Below are 17,809 nucleotides of genomic sequence, written 5' to 3'. Positions count from 1 at the left end.
CCTAACTTCCAGTTTCAGCACCATTCTACCGCAATCTTGACCGCAAACTACCGCTTTTACCTAAAACTAGCCCATAGCCAACGGGCGTATAGACCTAACGGTGACGTGGCTCCTGCGGTGAATGAGTCAATCTTACCATCTTTGATCACGGCAAATGCAGGCGTGACAGGTACGCCCCACTGATTAGAGATCTCGGCCTCAGGATCGTTCACCACCTTAAACTGATAATCGTTATCCACCAGGTAGCGGCGGACCTTGGCATCACTGCCCGAGGTCATGGCGACACTAACCACCGGCACGTACTGCGCTAACCAATCCACGCTCGGTGTAAGCACGTGACAAACAGGACACCAGGATCCCCAGAAATAAACAATCACGGGCTCGCCATAGCTTTGTTCAACCAGATCCACATGCTCGTATTGAAGCGTCTGCCAGGTGCTTTGACTCAGCTGACCAGGCGGTAAATCCTGCGCGCGCCAGACATCCATCACCGTCACTACGGTGAGCGCGACGACAAAGAATAGGAGTATCTTTTTTATCATCTATTTGTTTTCCTCAGAATAAGCTTCAGCGGCGGTCCGCGCCCAGAGCTCTGCTGCCGCGGTCGAGGGATGGTATCCGTCGGCGGCAATAAATTGAGCTTCATAGGGTACCTCAAAATTGAGGTAATGGGTGTAGTTATGTCGCTGGCAGTGCTGCGCAAGGTATTGATTTAACAGCTTAGCTCGCTGCCCCAGTATCCAGCGTAAGGGCTGAGGCAAGGCCGGAAACTTGTGCATGGGGGGCAGCGCCGTATAGAGAATACGGCTTACCCCCAGGTGCTCGTTCAGGTAACGGCTCATAGCCTCAAGATCTGCCTGCCACTGGCTCGTTGAAGTTCGCCGTGTGACATCATTAACACCGACCGAAACCAGCACCACATCAAACCGCGACTCGGTAAGTTGGGTTTCTTTTAATAGTGTCAGTACCTGGGCACAGGTTAGGCTGGATTTCGCCACCAGTTGCCAGCTAACGGGGGTGGTTTGACTCAACTGCGCGACCCACTGACCGGTGACCGCCTGCTGCTGTGTGTCGCAACCTACCCCGGCAGCCGCAGAATCGCCAAGGATCAAGACCCGCAGCTCCTTTCCTGATGCAGGACGCGTGCGCTCCGAGCCAGCCTGTCCTTGCCGGGCGCCCTCTGCTTCTGGCAGGTGCGGCGTGCGGGCGCGCACCAGCTTCCCCTGCAGCAGCAACAAAGGTGCGAGTACCGGAAGCAAAATTTTATGTAATAACATAGCGTTCCATTATGTTGCGGGTTTCACCGTGCTAAGCTTATCACTGCCAACGGCTAATGAAGAACTACCCATGAAAATCTATGTAGATGCGGACGCTTGTCCTATCGTTATAAAAGATATTCTGTATCGCGCCGCCGAGCGCAAACAGTTGCAACTGATTCTGATCGCGAACCAGCCCTTGCGGGTGCCACCTTCACGATTTATTTCCGCACGCACGGTGGCCAGTGGTTTTGATGTCGCCGATGACGAGATTGTACGGCTGTGCGAGCGCGGTGATCTGGTGATTACCGCTGATATTCCACTCGCTGCCGAAGTCATCGAAAAAGGTGGCCAGGCACTGAGCCCGCGCGGCGAACTCTTCACTGTGGAAAATATTCGCAGCCGGCTGAATATTCGTGATTTTATGGACACCATGCGCGCCAGCGGTGTGCAAAGTGGCGGCCCGCCGCCGCTGAATCAAAAAGATCGTATGGCGTTTGCCAATCACCTGGATCGGATCCTGGCGCGCGCTTAAACGTCCGCATCAACAGTTCCGTAGCCTGGAGGTTTTATGCTTAAACACTACAGCCTGACCGCTTTGCTTAGCGCAGCCGTCCTGAGTCCTCAAGCCCTTGCAGTAGAGGACAGCAATTTCGCGCCAGCCAGCATTATTGAATGGCCGGTTCGCGAATTCGAAGCTCCCTCAAGCTACCAGGTTACGGACGGCGTTCTCAACGCGACCTGCAAGAGCGGGCAAGCCTCAGCGCTTTATTTAGAGCGGGAACTAGAACTCACCGAAAAGCCCTATCTGAATTGGCGCTGGCGAGTAATGCAACCGCCTTTGGCGCTGGATGAAGAACGGGTAAAAGCGGGAGATGACTTCTCAGCCCGTATCTATGCGGTCGCAGAACGTGGCTTATTTGGTCTGAGCTCAAAAGCAGTCAACTTCGTCTGGACCTATGACCAGCCCATCGGTGCAAGCTGGCCAAATCCATTTACTGAGCAGGCGATGATGGTCGCCATGCGTAATCAGTCAAGTCCCATCGGCGAGTGGGTCACCGAAACAGTGCATCTACCTGAACATTTTCAACGCCATTTCGGCGTGCAAGTTGAGACTATTGATGGCTTAGCGCTGATGGTGGATTGCGATAATGCCGGCGGCGAACGTCGATTCCAACTGCAGCGCATTTGGTTTAGCGATTAACCAAAAAAAAGCCCGCATGAGGCGGGCTTTCGACAATCAGCTGCTAACAGCTCAGCTCTTAGTCCTGATCTTTCAGATAGAGATCAAGCCAGCGCGTTTGTTCCCAGAGCATGTGCAGCACGGACTCGCGTGCACGATACCCGTGCGACTCGTGCGGCAGCATCACCAGGCGCGAGGTACCACCAAGACCTTTGATGGCCTGGTAAAGACGCTCAGACTGCATCGGGAAGGTGCCTGAATTGTTGTCATTGGCGCCGTGAATCATCAATAGCGGTTCATTGATTTTATGCGCATGGAAAAACGGCGACATGCCAATGTACAAATCAGCATCATCCCAGACGGTGCGCTCTTCGCGTTGGAAACCAAAGGGCGTCAAACTACGATTATAGGCTCCACTACGGGCAATACCTGTTTTAAATAAGTCACTGTGGGCAAGCATATTGGCCGTCATAAACGCACCATAAGAGTGTCCGCCTAAGGCAACACGCTCAGGATCTGTCACACCAAGGTCAGCGCCAGCTTTAATCGCTGCCTTACCGTTCATGACCAACTGTTCAATAAAGGTGTCATTGGGGCGCGCGTCGCCTTCCCCCACAATCGGCATGGTCGCACTATCAAGTACCGCATAGCCCTGAGTCGCCAGGTACTGAGGCGCCCAATAACTGATACGGACAAACTCGTAGGGTGAACCACTGATTTGCGCCGCTGCCGCAGAACTTTTGTATTCGCGCGGATAGGCCCAAACCACCGTTGGTAAAGGTCCATCGCGTTCTTTATCATAACCCGCGGGCAGGTAAAGCTCTGCCGACATCGCCAGGCCGTCTTCGCGTGTGTAAGTGATAAGTTCACGGCTGATCCCTTGCGTGTGCGGCATCGGGTGAGGCGTTTCCGTCAAAGCGGTCAAGGTGTTATCGTCCAGATCCCGGACAAAGAAGTCCGCCGGGTCGTTGACCCCTTCACGTTGCATCAAAAAGCTCAGCTGGTCGGCATTAATTAGCCCACGAGGACGCTCAAAGTAAGGTGCCTGGCTACGCCATAAACGCTCACTGTCCTTCGTGTTAAGGTTGTAGCGATCAATAAATGGGCGATCCCCCTCGGCGGATGCGCCGGTGCCGGTTAAGAGAATTTTGCGGTCATTCAGGTACAGCAAGCTGCGGCCATTTTCCTGCACGGTAAAAGGTTGTCCCGGGTCGTTGTAACGATCTTCCCAGGAGCGCTCCCACACCAGTTTAGGTTCGTGCTCCCCCGTTGCATCGACTAACCACAGTTTTTCATCACGATCTGCCCACCAGCGTTCCCAGACCAGAATATGCTCCTCGTCTGCCGCCAGCATACGGCCATAGCGCTTACTGAGGTCCACCAGTTTCTGTGGTTCTGCGGTAAAAGGTGCTGGCTGTTGAAACACCTGATCACGCGTTTCTGCGTCCACCGCCGGATCGCCCATATCAGTGGCCTGCGCCCAGACCAGGGTCGCGTCTGCATCGTTACGCCAGCTGATCGAACGACGTCCCTGCACCACCGCGTCAAAGGCTATCGGCAAATCGTCTGCCAGAGGCTGTTGCGCCACGGTATAGTCAGTTTCACCCGCGGTGTTCCAGACCATGGTGGTTTCCGGGAAACGGTAGTATGGCACCGCATAGGAATACGGACGCTTAATTTCACTTACCAGTAAGTAGCTGTCGTCCGGAGAAACACTGACCCCGTTATACAGCGCCTGCGGACCAATGTCCTGCTCTTCACCGGTCACCGGGAAGAACGTAATCTGACTGGTAAAGTAATAATCAAACAGCGCTTCGTCTTGTTTGTTTTGTAGTAAATCCTGATAGGTTCGCCCAGGTGCTGTGCGCCCTGCACTCTCGGTGATGACCGGACCGGTCGGAACCGTGGTTAAGGCAGGCTTAGTAAGACCCTCTGCCAGCGTATAGGAGTACAAACCACTGCTATCATGGCGCCATTCCAGTCGCGGTCCCCACACCGCATTCAGCGCTGTACCTGACCATAGTTTGGCTTGCGCTGAGTTCACATCGACCAGCCATAGCTGAACCGTTGCCTCAGTTTGCTGCGCCACTGCAATGAAATCGCCGTTTGGCGACCAACTCGCCCCCAATGCTTTGAGGTCACTGGGAAGTCCATCAATTTCTATTTTTTCGCCACTGGCAATATCGAGCAGTTCAATTGCGCTGATATAGCGAGCCTGACTGACGGTGTAATTCGCTGGATTAATGCGGCGTCCAGCGAGCTTCAGTTGGTCTGCAGCAACATCGGTGATATCTGGCAGTGCCGGATAATTTGAGATCAGCAGCATATCGCCATCAGGGCTTAAACTGCCACCTGGCGACGGTGCGGCATCAACGATGTCGACGATTTCCTGTACCGGCTCCTGATAATCTATCTTCACTGGATTCGCCTGAACAGCGAATCCTCCTGTAAGCGCCGCACTTGCAGTCAGCGTAAGCGCAATCGTATTGAGTCTTAACCCCTGGAACATGCTTAGTTACCTTTGTTGCTTCGAGAAGCTCACTGTTTTAATGTTAAAGAAAGCGTTCATTAAACTAACACAAATGCGAGTAGAACCAGCAAAATGTTCACTGGCATAAGTCGCATGGGCATGTGTGTTCAACGCAAGTTGTCTATGTTTTAAGCTGGTCAAATGGAAATGAAGCTATGAAATACATGTCAGCAACGACTATCGCGAGCCAAACAGCCTCGGGCGAGTTAAGTTCGACCGCAATCACCGACTATTACCTCGGTCGCATCGACAACTACAATCCGCAACTGAATGCCTTTGTCGACATTTTTGCAGAACAGGCGCGCTATACCGCAAAGCTTCGCGACCAACAGCAACGCGAAGACAAACCTGTGGGGGTTTTGCACGGGGTGCCGGTCTCGGTCAAAGAGTGCTATCAGATTAAAGACACCAAAACGACGCTGAATTATCAGGGCTTACGAAACTACGTTTCTGATTCGACATCGTTATTGGTGCAACGTCTGGTCGATGCCGGCGCAGTCGTGCTTGGCAAAACCAATGTGCCCAGCCTGCTCGCCGATGCCCAGACATTCGGCCCGATTTATCCGACCTGCAATAACCCCTACGCACTGGATCGAACCCCAGGCGGCAGCACCGGTGGCGGCGCCGCGGCGTTAGCTGCTGATTTATGTGCGCTGGAAATTGGCAGTGATATCGGCGGTTCCATCCGTAATCCTGCCCATAACTGTGGCTTGTTTGGTTTCAAGCCAACGGAAAATGGCCATCATCTTGACGGCCATATTCCCCCTCTACCGCACCTCGATCTCGGTCTTTCGGTCATGAACTGTACCGGTCCATTAGCAAGATCCGCTGTCGATCTGGAGTTAGCCTATAATGTCCTTTTTGCCCCGGACTGGGAACAACGCCTCTATCTGCCCATCGCCCGGGAGCAAAAAACGCCCGACGACCTCTCTGGCTACAGCTTTGGCTTTGTGGATAACATGGCCGGCGTGCAGCCCGGTAGCGAAGTGCGTAACGCCATGCAGCGAACCAGAGATAAGCTTATTGCTGCTGGCGCGGAAGTAAATGATATCCGCATCGACCAAGAACTGGCGCGCGAGGCGCTGGTGCTGTGGGTCGAGCTATTTGGTTACGCCATGGGACAAACCCTCAGACTGCCCGTACGAAAATTACTTTACTGGCAATACCGGCATCTTTTTAAGCGTTCAAGTCTGCCAGCAGACCAAGCCCTGAAAGCCCTAAGTTCAGGCCTTAGTCTCAACTTTAAAGCGTTTAGCCGGGCCCTGAAAAGACGCCAGGAGATCGTCACCGAAGCGCTGCGCCAACAAAAGTCCGTAGACATCATCGTCAGTCCAACCACACTGGGCCCGGCGTTTCCGCACAATAAGGATCATAAAGCCGTGATGTTGGACGGCGAAAAAATCCCTTATGTCGATTTTTGCTTCCCGTTCGTTAACTTTTTCAGCCTCACCGGCCAGCCCGTAGTTACCGTACCGACAGGGCTGACCGAGAGTGGACTGCCAGTTGGCTTATGCTTCGCCGCTGCTCATCACCAGGACCAGACCCTGCTGCATTTGGCACAACTCATGGAAAAGCAAGGCTTTACCTTCCAGCCGCCTGATTTTGGCAAGGACTAATGCGATAAGAGTTACCGCCTACCGGTCACCTTGAGGTCGTTAGCGATGTGCTAAACTGGAGCCATGCATACAATGAATTTCACCAACGCCCCACAAAAGTCGTGGGAAAAGGAGTAAACATGGCAAAAGTTCTACTCATCACCGGTGCCTCAAGCGGTATCGGTAAAACCACCGCCTTGGCTGCTGCGAAGGCTGGTCACAAAGTGATTGTGACCGCCCGTCGTGAGAAATTACTGGATGAGCTGGTGGCGGAGATTGGTGCCGATCAGGCACTGGGTGTGGCCGCCGACGCCAGTAACTTTGACGCCCTGAAAACCGTCGTTGACAAAGGCCTGGAAAAGTTCGGTCAGCTGGACGCAGTATTTGCTAACGCTGGCACTGGCGTTTCTACCGGAGGCACTGAAGAAGGCGACCCGGACGAATGGAAAACCATGATTGATGTGAACATCAATGCCTTGCTCTACACGGCTAAGTTAACGCTTCCCCACCTTCGTAAAACCACTGGGCATTTTTTAATGACCGGCTCGGCCGCGGGTCGTAATACCATCAAAGGTTCCGTTTACGGCGCCACCAAATGGTTCGTGCACGGCTTTGCCCAGAATTTGGCAGAAGAGATGAAAGAGTGGGATGGTCGCTGTACGACCATCGCGCCGGGTATGGTGAATACGCCGTTTTTTGATGAGCCGAAGCCTGACAAGCTCGACCCTCAGGATGTCGCGGATGCAGTCTTATTCGCGATCGATGCGCACCCGCGTAACTGCGTTCGCGAGATCTATCTGATGCCAGGATACCGCAGTTAGGCCTGCGCAACCTGTTTGTCATAGTGGTCGAGTAACAAGGTCTGCGCCTGTAGCAGCGGTTGCTCGGCCGCCACAATGCTCTGCTGGTGCTCCCCCAACAAGCGCATCATCACTTCATTATCCTCTTCGCCTTGCCACATTTTGATGTAAGTACCTTGCTTATAACCACGCTGTTGACGCAGGTTGTTCAAAGCGTTTTTACCAATATAGGTCAAATACACCGTATCGGCGTCGCCATAGGCGTCCACTAACATGGTCAGTAACTTGTCAAAAAACTGCTCGCCGCACACCAGCGGATAATCTTTAGACCCATCAGCGGCCAGAGCGGCCACCAATTCTTTACCGTCTTGCACAGCGGCATCATTGGCAAAGCTCTTCAGCATCAGTTGCGCGACGTACTCGAGCGCTGCTTCGGTGTTTTTGCCCTGGCGGCAGGCATGTTCAACGGCATCGGAAATGGCGAAGTGCAGAATATCGATAAGCTCCATATTTGCCTGCGCCCAATCTGCACTTTGCTTTTTCCACCACTTATACGCGGTGTGTTCAAAGTACTCGCCCAGTTCGACCAGAATAGCTTTGACATCATCGCGCTTCACTTTAGGCGCCGCGGGGTAATCCGGATCGATAACCTGGTTAAACGCAATTTGCATAGCGACTAACTGGCGGGCTTGGGCTGGCGTCATCTTGGGGGTCCTCTTCAACAGGCTGAAATGAATATCCCCAAAAATACCACACTTAGGCCGTGTTCAGCACCGGCAGATGACCAGTTTTTACATAAATGATGGTTTCTTCTTCAACACGTGGTGTGTGTTTACTGCCGTGCGGACTGCGCAGCCAGCTTGCCGCTGGATAACGACCATGCTCATCAATGAACTCACCGCTGAGCACAAAAATTTCTTCGCCGGCATAATGCCGGTGTGGCTTAAAAAGCTCGCCGGCGGGCCACTTCACCAAGGCAGTATGTTCGGTTTCAAAGCTATGCAAAGGCATCACCTGTAAACCTCCCTGGCCCTGCAACCAAGGTTCTTTTAGGGTATTCAGCCGCACCACTTCCTTATCAGCGCGAGAAAACTGATGGAGCTTGACCAGCAAGATACAGCCTTGTTCGCTGAAAGGTGCATGCTGAGAGCCCGGCGGGTTACGCAAGTAAGTTCCAGCGGGATAGTCGCCCGTTTCATCAGAGAACGTGCCCTCAAGAACTAATATTTCTTCGCCAAAGGGGTGCTGATGCGTTGCAAATCTTGATCCCGGTGCGTAGCGCACGACGCTGGTCGCGCGCCCGCATTCGGCTTCTTCTCGTTCCAGCAGCTTCCGCTCGATGCCCTTTGCCGGGCTTGGCTGCCACTGTTGCTCTGCCGTGTTCACCACGACGCGTTGTGAGAAATCCATATTCAACATGGAACTGCTATCTCCTGACTCGTCTAACTGGGTGACTTCTTCGCGCAGGTTGAGATTCCAAGCACTTTATATAGACCACAGAACTTGAAGATCGCTGTGGCTAACAGAACAGCCCCCAGAATCCACCAGTAATTTTCAGCGGTTATCCCATAATAGACCAAGGCGACCCCAATAATCGCGCGAACAACTCTATCTACTGTTCCTACGTTTGCCATGTTTAGCCCCTTATGATTTAGCATTCTCTAAATAACTACTCTTAAATTTAGTCAAGAGATCGCTAAAATGAAAGAACTTTCACCGGCAAAGGTCCTCCCCTACAGTGATTTAGTCCATGGCCAGCAAATGATCTAACAGGGCAAAGTAGCGTTGTGACTCGTCCTGTGAGTGCGGAGCTGGCGCGGTGACCACGTACTGCCCATTCACCACCAGGGTTGGGACGCTGGAAATATCTGCCGCCATCATATCCTCGAGCACAACGCGTAATTTATCAGTGACACTGGTGTCTTCGTAGGCGCGCTGAAAGGCTTCAGGATCCACAGCATGTTCTGCCAAGAAGGCATTGATATCATCCTGATCGGGCAGCCGGTTGTGATTTTCCCGAATGGTTTCGTAATAACCAATCAATTCATCATCCAGGCTATAGCCAAGATCGCGCAACGCGTAAAATACTCTGGCATCGAGTGCCCAGCGCTCATTCGCCGGTGCCGCTCGCTTAATGATGGTGACGGATGGACGTTCCAATTCGTAAGCGATCACCGTTGGATTAAAGTGCTGGCAATGGGGACACCCCGGCCATAAAAACTCAGTGATGTAACCGCCTTCCCCCGCAGCCGGCTCGAACGCTGCAATTTCAACGGGCTGTTCCAGCACACGATAGTCTTTGCCTTCAGTAAAGCTCCATTGCTCTTCCTGCGCGGGCGCGTTGCCGGTAAGTTCAGCCGCAACCTCGCTGCTGACTTCGGTTTGTTGCGGCTCTTCACTCGCGGGCTGGCAGCCCACCATCAACAGTAACGTAAAAATTAGTGCTAGCTGACGCATAATCATTCCTTGTTGGATCGGGTTGCTATTAAGTCGCTGCCATTTCACCGCAGAATCGTGCAAAAGTCACGCGGTGCTGTAAATGCTATGGCAAACAAGCAATAATGGTTCACATGAATGACGAAGGAGGTTGTCATGTTCATTACCCGAGTAGGCTATTTTATTTTGCCCTGGTCTGGTCTTATGCTGCTTAGCGGTTGCTCGCCGCAAGAGCCGGCCTATCCCAGTGAAGCAGCGGTTCAGACGTATCAATGTGGAGCACTTCAGGTGACCACCAAGAGACAAGACGAACGCCTGCAGTTACGCTTTGGTGAACAGGAATTCCTGCTGACCCCTGCTCCGAGTGCGTCCGGCAGCCGCTATGTCAGCGCAGAGTATGGCGCTGAGTTCTGGAGTAAAGGTAATGAAGCCCAATTCTCTACCGACAAATTCTCTTTGCCCCTTTGCGTGCAACAGGGCACCTTACCGCAACAGTTGAACGCCCGTGGCAATGAACCGTTCTGGCTGGTGAATGTGAACCAGGACCAGGCTCTGTTACGCACGCCCGGGGACGAACAGCTGTTCGCTCCCATTTCCCGTCAAACCCTCAATGACGCAGCGCCCTATTCTTACGCAATAGAACTGGCGGCAACACAACAACTATTGCTGGACGAGGCCATTTGTTATGACTCGATGACCGGGCAAAGCTTCCCTTACACTGCTCGCTTTAAAAATGCGGAGAAGCTTTGGCGCGGATGCGCGGGTGATCCACAGCGTCTGCTTACAGGGGTAAGCTGGAAAGACAGCCGCGCGACGGAGCATGTCGCGACGCTCACATTTTCATCCGACTCGAGGGTGACCGGCTTTGCCGGCTGCAACTATTTTACCGGAAGTTATACCCTGAGTGCGGAAGGCTTATCTTTCTCTCCACTGGCGGTAACGAAACGTATGTGTCCACCAGCAGCGATGGATTATGAAAATCGCCTGCTGCAGCAGTTAACGCAGGTGAACAATGTGAAAGTGTTTGCTGACGGGACCTTGCATTTGCGGTTAGGTAACGGCGACTATCTGCAATTTTCCAGCTACCCGCTCGACTTATTAGCTAACTGAGGTGATTCAATGAAACTTTACGAAACTAAAACTGCTCCGAACCCACGCCGGGTGCGCATGTTTCTGGCTGAGAAAGGCTTGCTCGACGAAGTCGAATGCATCGAAATTGATCTGCAAAAAGGTGAGAACCTGACGCCTGAGTTTGCCGCAAAAAATCCGATGAAAAAGGTTCCTGTACTTGAATTAGATAACGGTACCTGTATCGCTGAAACCATGGCAATTTGTCGTTACTTCGAAATCGCCTATCCCGATACCGTGAATTTGCTGGGCCAGTCGGCACTTGAGCAGGCTGAAATTGAACAGTGGCTGCGCTGGCTTGATTACTACTTTTTTATCCCTTGTGGTATGGGCTTTCAACACACCAGCGGCTTCTTTAAAGACCGTATGACGCCGGTTCCTGAATGGGGTGAGTTATGTGTTAAAGACGTACACAAATTTATGCTGTTTTTAAACGAGCACCTTGAGGGCAAAGACTTCATTTGCTGCGACCGCTTCACGGCTGCAGATATTACCGCATTCGCCGTTGCTGCCTTCGCCCGGGTTATCAAGATTCGTGTCGACGATAGCCTGCCACATCTGCTGAAATGGTATAAAGCAATGCAGTCCCGCCCCTCCGCCGAGGTTTAGTCCTTGCCTGGCGGATGGGTGATCAGATCAGATAAATACAGCAACCCTGCCGCTTCCGGCAAGTAGCGTAACGAAAATAAGATACGCGGGTGGCAGTCTGGCTGGCGAGCCTGGGCTTTGGCCAGCTCTGCCGGGGTTGCCGGACGGGCGCGAAAGGGCTGTTGCGAGGTCTGGATGAAGGCTTCATTAATCAGCCCTACGTCGCAGTTGAGGTGCGCAAAATAAGCTTCGCGCTGCGTCGCCGTCAACGCTTGTGTGCCTGCACCGTCCTGCAACCATACCTGATAGCCGAGATCCTGTATTTGCTGCAGCCAGGCGCCGAATTCACTGGCTGGCAACTCAGCGCTCATAAAGACACTTATCGCAAGCGGCGACCGGCCTAGTCGCTGTTTCAACTGCCTGAGAAAGTCATGCAATTGCCGACGCTCAGCGGCAGTGGCGAAGTACGCATCGCTTAACTCAAGGGGAATATACCAACCTAGAAACTGCGCTTGATGTTGCTGTATCCATCCTTGCCAACGCGCAGCCGTGCCATTTACTTTACGTAAATAAGTGGTAAAAAACTCTTGCTGCGCAGCCTTCCCCTCCGCCATTTTTGTGAAGTAGTCATGCTCAGTGTGCAAGCCCAGCCATAAAGGCATATGCCGCTGCCAGGTGCTCAACGCAGTTGCCAGCCAGGGGGTGGGCTGGCTGAAGGAATCAGCACCGTACTGAACCCATTGCACCACACCAAACTCGATCGGCGTGCGGGCGATCGACTGGAAGAGATAGTTCCAGCCGTAAGGACCCATCTCAGCGTCCCGGTTGAGCGGCTGATACATGACACCGAGTGCAGGTGAGTCAGTGTCCTGTGGCGATGTCGACATGCTCGGTAAGGGTAGGGTTAATACCAGCCCTAAAAGTACAGCTCGAAGCGAACGAGTAGCGCATTGTCGCCATCGTCCGCAAAATCGCTGGAAACCACGTGCTGCCATTCGACACCTAACTCCATTCGCAGGTTATAACTGTTGTAATCGGACGCAAACCATTCTGACATCCAGCCGACGCCGAGGCCGGCGCGGGTATCATCTGCGTCGCCAAGTGCAGCCACATCGTGCGAGGTGTCACCCTGCAGGAACCCGTATACACGCAGTGTCTGAAGGTGCGAAGGCGTCAGCTCAAAAACTGGTCCAGACTCGATCCGGCTAAAGAATGCGGACTGGTCATCTTCGGGGAAATAAATCCCGTCGACAAAGAAAGTGCTGTACCAGAGACGCTCCATCTGTGGCTCCCACCACTTCCCTTCGCTCCAGGGACTAAGTAAATCGATGGACGCTCGCACGTAAGGCTTAAACTCTTCATCGCCATCCAATTGCTTACGAAAACCCAAACCAAGTACCGAGTTGATCGTTTTAGTAGGCTTCCAGGTTAAGCCAACATCGAGCTCCTGACTCTCAAAAAAGTCCTGCTCACCACCTTGTAGCAGACTGATTTGTGCCCCTAAGCCACCTATAGATGCTTGCGACTCGGTGAATTCATAGGCAGCTTTTAACTGCATAAAGTAGTCGCCCTGGATATCTATGCCCTGTCCGGTGCTTGCGCGGCTGCTATCGCCTGCCCAGCCGGCAAGGGTAAATGACCACTGACTATCAACCTCGCGATGCAAACGCTGGGCTTTAAGCAACTGCTGTGCATCCGCTTGCGGGTTATCGAGCATTTTGTCGATGGCGGCCCTGGCATAGTGGGCTGTCTTTTCATTGTTACCGGCATAGTTGAAGGCAAATGCGGCTTGGTGCAGATGTTTCACTTGCGCATTTTGCTCATTGCCCGCTAGAGCTGTGTCAAAGTAGGAGGCCGACTCAATAGGATCGCGTTCGTAAATCGTAAAGGCCAGTTCGGCCTGAAAGTGACGGTTCTGCGGATAACTTTCTACAGCGTCACGATAGAGCGCTTCCAGGGCTTCAAAATCATCTCTTTGGCGATAAATATGAGCTCGCTCTTCAACCAATAAAGGGGAGTCAAAGCGCGCATCGGCACGTTCTAGCAGCAACAGAGTTTTATCGTCATCCTCTTGCGCCTGTGCAATATTGACGCCCAGCAACCACCAGTCCAGCTCATGTTCTTGTCGGGACGCCTGCCAGGCGGCTTCTGCAGCGATCAAATCGCCTTGCGCGAGTGTCAATCGCGCAATGGTCAGCTCATCAGAGGAAACGCGCTCAGCTGCGGGAATCTGTCGCAGGTAGCCCAACGCTGCCGAATTATCTCCGACTCGCTCAGCAAGCGAAGCTAACGAACGCAGATCTCCCGCTGACGGCGTGTCTCCTATTGCCATTCGTAACGCGTCATAGGCAGCTTCCGGATCACGATCGATCAGACATTCTGCACGGGTGCGAATGCCACGCTCTTTGCTGATTTCAGCCAAAGTCGCCAAGGCTGCGTCGCAGTTGCCACGCAGGCGCCAGAGCTCAGCTACGTCGACAGGGTCCGCATTGCTTCGCGCCAGCATTTCAATACGCGTCGCATCAATCTGCTCTGGTGCTCCATAGAGAATATTGACGTAGCGCGACAGCAGCACCTTACCCGGAGCGCTAGCTAAATTCACGTCGTTGAAGCCGTCCTCTAGAAGCGCGAGCGTTTCGTCGGTTTCGCCGCGTTGCCACATTAAGTACGTGGTTTTCTCCAATGCAGCTGGGTCACGGAAGCGTTCCCAGATAAGGCGCCAGGTGCGCTCTGCACTCTTGGTATCGCCGAGTTTCTCATAGGCCATTGCCAGGTAAGTCAGTTCTGCTTCGTTCTCTGCAGCGCCCTGTAATAATTGCACCTGGCGCTGCCACGCTTGCTGGTTATGGTAGTAATTCATCAATAACCGGCGTCGCTGCGCCTGCAAGGCATTGTCGGTAAACTGAACGCGCTGCACTGCTTCGTAGTGCTCAAGACGTTCCGCCAGGTTCAACCATAGGGCCGGATTTTCATGTACAGAACAGTTCACAAACTGTTGTCGGGCGGCGCTGTCTTTGTCCAGTTTTACCAGCAACTGGACCTGCTCTAAACAGCTGGTCTGGGCAGCGTCGGCAAGTGCCATGGCCGCTTCCAGTTGCCCATCTTGTTCTAGCAAAAAGTAATACTGCTTTGCATCGGCAGCCGAGAGCAGGTCACGTTCCTGCAGCCAGGCAAAATACTTCATGGCGCTGCTGCTATCAGCGCGCCCCAGGGCCTGATAGGCCAATTCCCGAATCACGCCACCGGCCGCTTTCGGGTAGCGTTGTGCAAGAGCAAACGCGCCTTTCGTGTCATTTGCTTCGATCAGCAGGTAACCATATTCAGCGATTTGCGCTGGGGCCAACTCAACCTGCGTGGAGAACTTACCGAAGTGATGCGCCGCTGCGCTAAACTGTCCTACATCCGCAGCCACTCTTGCAGCAATCAGATGTAATTCATGGGTCCATAGCGACTCAGGCAAGGCATTTAACCAGGCCCAGGCAGTCTCTTTGGACTCACGTTGTTCCAATTGATAAAGCCCTTGCTGGATCAATTCCAGACGCTGGTCGGCATCGACCCCTGCTAAAAAATCCGCCATGGCAGCGGCAGAAGGGACATTTTCTGACATTTGCGTGCGTAATAACCGCTGTTTAAGCTCAACCCGTCGCTGCGCCGGGATCGCCGCCAGATACGTCTGCGCTCGTGTCGTATCGTCACTAAGCATGGCCAGCTCAAATGCGTACTCGTAGAACGCTGTATGCTCCGGCGCAATCGCAATGGCCCGATCAAGCTCGTTCAACGCGGCCAGATACTTCTCGTCTTGCTGCAGCCGATAGGCTTTATCCACATAAGGATAGGTCCGAAACTCTTGGTAGTCGGATAAGCCCACGAAGATCGTGTCACCTATGGTCTGTGGCGCTAGCGCCGATAAAGTAGCGATTAAACCTAAAACACGCATGTGATTCCCGGTTGACCCGCAACCGCCTCAGCTAGTAGTTCTTTCATTTCAATTTGATGCCGCTTCTGATAGGCCAGTGCTTCATCGCGCTCCTCGTCCGAAATAATTCCCTCGCTCACCAAAAAGTCACCCAGCCGGCTTTCACTTTTCCGCGCATAGGCCATCATGACTTGTCCCATCACCGCGGGATCTAGCACTCCTGACTGAATAAGGGCTGAACCAAAAGGTATCTGACGGATGAAGTATGCGTCGCGTAAGAGTTGAACCGAGGCATCGGACAGGTTGCTTTTTTCCCTGGCTTGCGCAAGAAATTCACGCGGATCCGCCTCCTCATCGTTCATGTACCAATAACGCAGCCCCAAGGTCACGGCGCCTTGTGTCGTAACACAGCCGCGCACAGGTCGTTTTAATTTACGACTTATGGCCGCTTCTGCTACCGGACTCAGAGCGGATTCACGGCCAACAATCAAGGTTTTCCCCTCTTCAACAAGGGGGATAATAGAGTATTTGAAGGCAATATCCGCCGGCAGTTTTTTAATCAACTCTGGATCCAACTCAAAAGGGTCGCAGGCCTGAAATGAACTGTATTCTTGTACCGCAATAGCTTCACTCAGATCGTCAAGGCTGACAAAGCCCGCGGTGACCAGATAAACGCCTAAACGAATCCCTTTCGGCCGTTCAAGCAGCGCGCGCTCAAGTTCGGCTTCGGTCAACTTCCCGTTACGGATTAGAATCGCGCCAATAGGCTGTTTGCGTGGCGGTGCCACGATGGGAAATACATGAGAGGTTTTATCCCAGGCAACTTTGCGCGGATCACCATGCTGCAAAACCTGTTTGATGGCTCGCAGACTGGCCGTGAAATTTATGATCGTACCCCAGAAGATTCGAACCAGGGACATAAATCCCTGAAACCAACCGTAGTACTGTTTGGCAAAATAGAAACGTTGAAATAAGCGATTGGCCAGGAAAAATAAGTTCGCATACAGCAGGAAAATCACCACAGGCTGATCTTCGAAAATAGAGAGGACCCGATAGGAGCTGGGCACAAATTGCTCAATAATCCATATGACCAGCAACTGAATAAACACCGCCATAGCAAAGAAACTCACGATATTGGCGATGGCTCCGCGACGGTCGCGCCACAGGAAGTAATTGATCGGCCAGCTGCGGGTCCATTTGAGTTTACGTGAGCCCTGAAAAATAATCCCGATGATCCACCGGGTCTTTTGCCGCACGGAAGTTGAAAACGTGGTTGGAAAGTATTCGCGCACACAGACCACATTGCCATCGCGCTCGTCAACACCAGCATGCTTCTCACGCAGTTGCGCTTGCTCTAGCTTGACTGGATAACGCACGAAGATCTCGTCCATACCCCAGCTTTTTAAACGAAAACCAATATCATAGTCTTCGGTCAGGGAGCGCACATCAAAGGGCAGCCCGTCACCTTCTTTCAACAGCCTTAAAATAGCCCGACGGCTGAAACACGTGCCTACACCAGCACTTGGCACCTGCCCGGCGAGCGACTCACGCACCACAATATCTTTACCATGCAACTCCGCAAACTCATCCAGATAATGGGCAGCAGTGAACTCATACCAATGTTGTGGAAAAGGATAAACGGGCAACTGAATCATGTCTTTGCGGGCGACAAGATAATTAAATAATCTCAGCTCCATACTTGAGATAACATCTTCGGCGTCGTGCAGAATATAGCCGGAGAACTCGATTTTGGTCTTCTTCTCGAACTCAATAATCGAAGCGATAATGTTATTTAGACAATCCGCTTTGCTGGTAGGCCCGGGCTCAGCGCAAATAACTTTGTGAACATTGGGGTAATGCTCGACGACGTGATCAACTTCAGCCTGGGTTTCCGGGTCGTTGGGATAGGTGCCGACGAAAATCTGGTAGTTTTCATAATCCAGCGATGCCGCTGCTTTGGCGACCATCTTGTCGACTACGCCGACTTCCTGCCAGGCTGGAATCATAATGGCGAGCGGTTTTTCCGGCTCGGCAAGTAACTTGTCAGGATCCGAATAATCGTATTTACGGTAAACCGTGAGCTTACGGTAGAGATGCCGGATCCAGTAATACGTATCGATAAACAGATCATCTAAACCGAAGATGAACAGAATCACCATCACGGCTATCGCCAGCCACTTTAAACCATAGAGGTAAAAAACAAAGACATCGAACCACGTCATACGAAATGCTCCCGTCCATGACGGTGAAATAAACTATTTGCAACTAATGTGTTTAATTAGTTGACCGCAAGGGTTCTGTCAACACATCTGATTTCATGTTTAATTCTAGTACGGGCAGCAGATTAAGCCATTTATCCGGCGAAAAAGCTGAAAAT

General features: G+C 52.6%; 16 protein-coding genes. 6 read left to right on the top strand and 10 right to left on the bottom strand.

The features are described from left to right. Window positions 1-56 precede the first annotated feature (56 nt). Entirely contained in the window at window positions 57-542 is a 486-nt protein-coding gene (locus tag J6J28_RS08240; protein WP_301721019.1) for a protein disulfide oxidoreductase, read from the bottom strand. Then, a complete protein-coding gene (locus tag J6J28_RS08235; protein WP_301721018.1) occupies window positions 543-1,277 on the bottom strand; it encodes an SGNH/GDSL hydrolase family protein in 735 nt (244 codons plus the stop codon). Between the two features lie 70 nt (window positions 1,278-1,347). Between J6J28_RS08235 and J6J28_RS08230 the strand changes: the two genes are divergently transcribed. Both J6J28_RS08230 and J6J28_RS08225 read left to right on the top strand, forming a co-directional pair. Continuing rightward, complete coding sequence (locus tag J6J28_RS08230; protein ID WP_301721017.1) at window positions 1,348-1,791, top strand: YaiI/YqxD family protein; 444 nt, start codon at window positions 1,348-1,350, stop codon at window positions 1,789-1,791. A 36-nt stretch (window positions 1,792-1,827) separates the two neighbouring features. Beyond that, window positions 1,828-2,460, top strand: a complete 633-nt coding sequence (locus J6J28_RS08225) for a DUF3047 domain-containing protein (RefSeq protein WP_301721015.1) — start codon at window positions 1,828-1,830, stop codon at window positions 2,458-2,460. A 58-nt stretch (window positions 2,461-2,518) separates the two neighbouring features. Here J6J28_RS08225 and J6J28_RS08220 read toward each other — a convergent pair whose 3' ends face one another. Continuing rightward, complete coding sequence (locus J6J28_RS08220; RefSeq protein WP_301721014.1) at window positions 2,519-4,948, bottom strand: S9 family peptidase; 2,430 nt, start codon at window positions 4,946-4,948, stop codon at window positions 2,519-2,521. A 176-nt stretch (window positions 4,949-5,124) separates the two neighbouring features. Between J6J28_RS08220 and J6J28_RS08215 the strand changes: the two genes are divergently transcribed. Both J6J28_RS08215 and J6J28_RS08210 read left to right on the top strand, forming a co-directional pair. Then, the gene (locus J6J28_RS08215; protein WP_301721013.1) at window positions 5,125-6,585 is read left to right on the top strand and encodes an amidase; all 1,461 of its coding nucleotides are present in this window, start codon (window positions 5,125-5,127) and stop codon (window positions 6,583-6,585) included. Between the two features lie 119 nt (window positions 6,586-6,704). Beyond that, window positions 6,705-7,385: an SDR family oxidoreductase gene (locus J6J28_RS08210; RefSeq protein ID WP_301721011.1), complete on the top strand. Its 681-nt coding sequence runs from the start codon at window positions 6,705-6,707 to the stop codon at window positions 7,383-7,385. Here the strand turns inward: J6J28_RS08210 and J6J28_RS08205 are convergent. From J6J28_RS08205 to J6J28_RS08190, 4 genes are all read right to left on the bottom strand, one after another. Further along, window positions 7,382-8,068, bottom strand: coding sequence for a dUTPase (locus J6J28_RS08205; RefSeq protein ID WP_301721009.1), 687 nt, complete (start codon window positions 8,066-8,068; stop codon window positions 7,382-7,384). The genes J6J28_RS08210 and J6J28_RS08205 overlap by 4 nt on opposite strands. Before the next feature lie 52 nt (window positions 8,069-8,120). Next, window positions 8,121-8,783: a cupin domain-containing protein gene (locus tag J6J28_RS08200; protein ID WP_301721008.1), complete on the bottom strand. Its 663-nt coding sequence runs from the start codon at window positions 8,781-8,783 to the stop codon at window positions 8,121-8,123. A gap of 23 nt (window positions 8,784-8,806) precedes the next feature. Continuing rightward, on the bottom strand, window positions 8,807-8,998 hold the full coding sequence (locus J6J28_RS08195) for a YgaP family membrane protein (protein WP_301721007.1): 192 nt from the start codon (window positions 8,996-8,998) through the stop codon (window positions 8,807-8,809). Between the two features lie 109 nt (window positions 8,999-9,107). Then, window positions 9,108-9,821 (bottom strand): thioredoxin domain-containing protein, encoded by a 714-nt coding sequence (locus J6J28_RS08190; protein WP_301721004.1) that lies wholly within the window; start codon window positions 9,819-9,821, stop codon window positions 9,108-9,110. 135 nt (window positions 9,822-9,956) lie between these two features. Between J6J28_RS08190 and J6J28_RS08185 the strand changes: the two genes are divergently transcribed. Next, window positions 9,957-10,910 carry an META domain-containing protein gene (locus J6J28_RS08185; protein WP_301721002.1) on the top strand — a complete coding sequence of 318 codons (954 nt, stop codon included), beginning with the start codon at window positions 9,957-9,959 and terminating at the stop codon, window positions 10,908-10,910. A gap of 9 nt (window positions 10,911-10,919) precedes the next feature. After that, a complete protein-coding gene (locus tag J6J28_RS08180; RefSeq protein WP_301721000.1) occupies window positions 10,920-11,537 on the top strand; it encodes a glutathione S-transferase family protein in 618 nt (205 codons plus the stop codon). On the opposite strand, the gene J6J28_RS08175 is transcribed toward J6J28_RS08180, so the two are convergent. Genes J6J28_RS08175 through J6J28_RS08165 form a run of 3 tightly spaced genes read right to left on the bottom strand, consistent with a single transcriptional unit; the run spans window position 11,534 to window position 17,654 of the window. Then, window positions 11,534-12,403 carry a DUF4434 domain-containing protein gene (locus J6J28_RS08175; RefSeq protein WP_301720999.1) on the bottom strand — a complete coding sequence of 290 codons (870 nt, stop codon included), beginning with the start codon at window positions 12,401-12,403 and terminating at the stop codon, window positions 11,534-11,536. The genes J6J28_RS08180 and J6J28_RS08175 overlap by 4 nt on opposite strands. Before the next feature lie 29 nt (window positions 12,404-12,432). Beyond that, complete coding sequence (locus tag J6J28_RS08170; RefSeq protein ID WP_301720998.1) at window positions 12,433-15,453, bottom strand: NfrA family protein; 3,021 nt, start codon at window positions 15,451-15,453, stop codon at window positions 12,433-12,435. After that, the gene (locus J6J28_RS08165) at window positions 15,441-17,654 is read right to left on the bottom strand and encodes a glycosyl transferase family protein (RefSeq protein ID WP_301720997.1); all 2,214 of its coding nucleotides are present in this window, start codon (window positions 17,652-17,654) and stop codon (window positions 15,441-15,443) included. The genes J6J28_RS08170 and J6J28_RS08165 overlap by 13 nt, the downstream gene beginning before the upstream one ends. Window positions 17,655-17,809: the final 155 nt, after the last annotated feature.

The organism is Pseudidiomarina terrestris (genome assembly GCF_030466375.1).
GTDB classification, from domain to species: Bacteria; Pseudomonadota; Gammaproteobacteria; order Enterobacterales; family Alteromonadaceae; genus Pseudidiomarina; species Pseudidiomarina terrestris.
The sequence above is the reverse complement of the archived record's forward strand: the minus strand, read 5'-3'. Positions and strand labels throughout refer to the sequence as shown.

Coding starts and splice junctions, on each gene's coding strand:
- J6J28_RS08240 (WP_301721019.1), bottom strand. CDS start 542: ATGATAAAAAAGATACTCCTATTCTTTGTCGTCGCGCTCACCGTAGTG.
- J6J28_RS08235 (WP_301721018.1), bottom strand. CDS start 1,277: ATGTTATTACATAAAATTTTGCTTCCGGTACTCGCACCTTTGTTGCTG.
- J6J28_RS08230 (WP_301721017.1), top strand. CDS start 1,348: ATGAAAATCTATGTAGATGCGGACGCTTGTCCTATCGTTATAAAAGAT.
- J6J28_RS08225 (WP_301721015.1), top strand. CDS start 1,828: ATGCTTAAACACTACAGCCTGACCGCTTTGCTTAGCGCAGCCGTCCTG.
- J6J28_RS08220 (WP_301721014.1), bottom strand. CDS start 4,948: ATGTTCCAGGGGTTAAGACTCAATACGATTGCGCTTACGCTGACTGCA.
- J6J28_RS08215 (WP_301721013.1), top strand. CDS start 5,125: ATGAAATACATGTCAGCAACGACTATCGCGAGCCAAACAGCCTCGGGC.
- J6J28_RS08210 (WP_301721011.1), top strand. CDS start 6,705: ATGGCAAAAGTTCTACTCATCACCGGTGCCTCAAGCGGTATCGGTAAA.
- J6J28_RS08205 (WP_301721009.1), bottom strand. CDS start 8,068: ATGACGCCAGCCCAAGCCCGCCAGTTAGTCGCTATGCAAATTGCGTTT.
- J6J28_RS08200 (WP_301721008.1), bottom strand. CDS start 8,783: ATGTTGAATATGGATTTCTCACAACGCGTCGTGGTGAACACGGCAGAG.
- J6J28_RS08195 (WP_301721007.1), bottom strand. CDS start 8,998: ATGGCAAACGTAGGAACAGTAGATAGAGTTGTTCGCGCGATTATTGGG.
- J6J28_RS08190 (WP_301721004.1), bottom strand. CDS start 9,821: ATGCGTCAGCTAGCACTAATTTTTACGTTACTGTTGATGGTGGGCTGC.
- J6J28_RS08185 (WP_301721002.1), top strand. CDS start 9,957: ATGTTCATTACCCGAGTAGGCTATTTTATTTTGCCCTGGTCTGGTCTT.
- J6J28_RS08180 (WP_301721000.1), top strand. CDS start 10,920: ATGAAACTTTACGAAACTAAAACTGCTCCGAACCCACGCCGGGTGCGC.
- J6J28_RS08175 (WP_301720999.1), bottom strand. CDS start 12,403: ATGTCGACATCGCCACAGGACACTGACTCACCTGCACTCGGTGTCATG.
- J6J28_RS08170 (WP_301720998.1), bottom strand. CDS start 15,453: ATGCGTGTTTTAGGTTTAATCGCTACTTTATCGGCGCTAGCGCCACAG.
- J6J28_RS08165 (WP_301720997.1), bottom strand. CDS start 17,654: ATGACGTGGTTCGATGTCTTTGTTTTTTACCTCTATGGTTTAAAGTGG.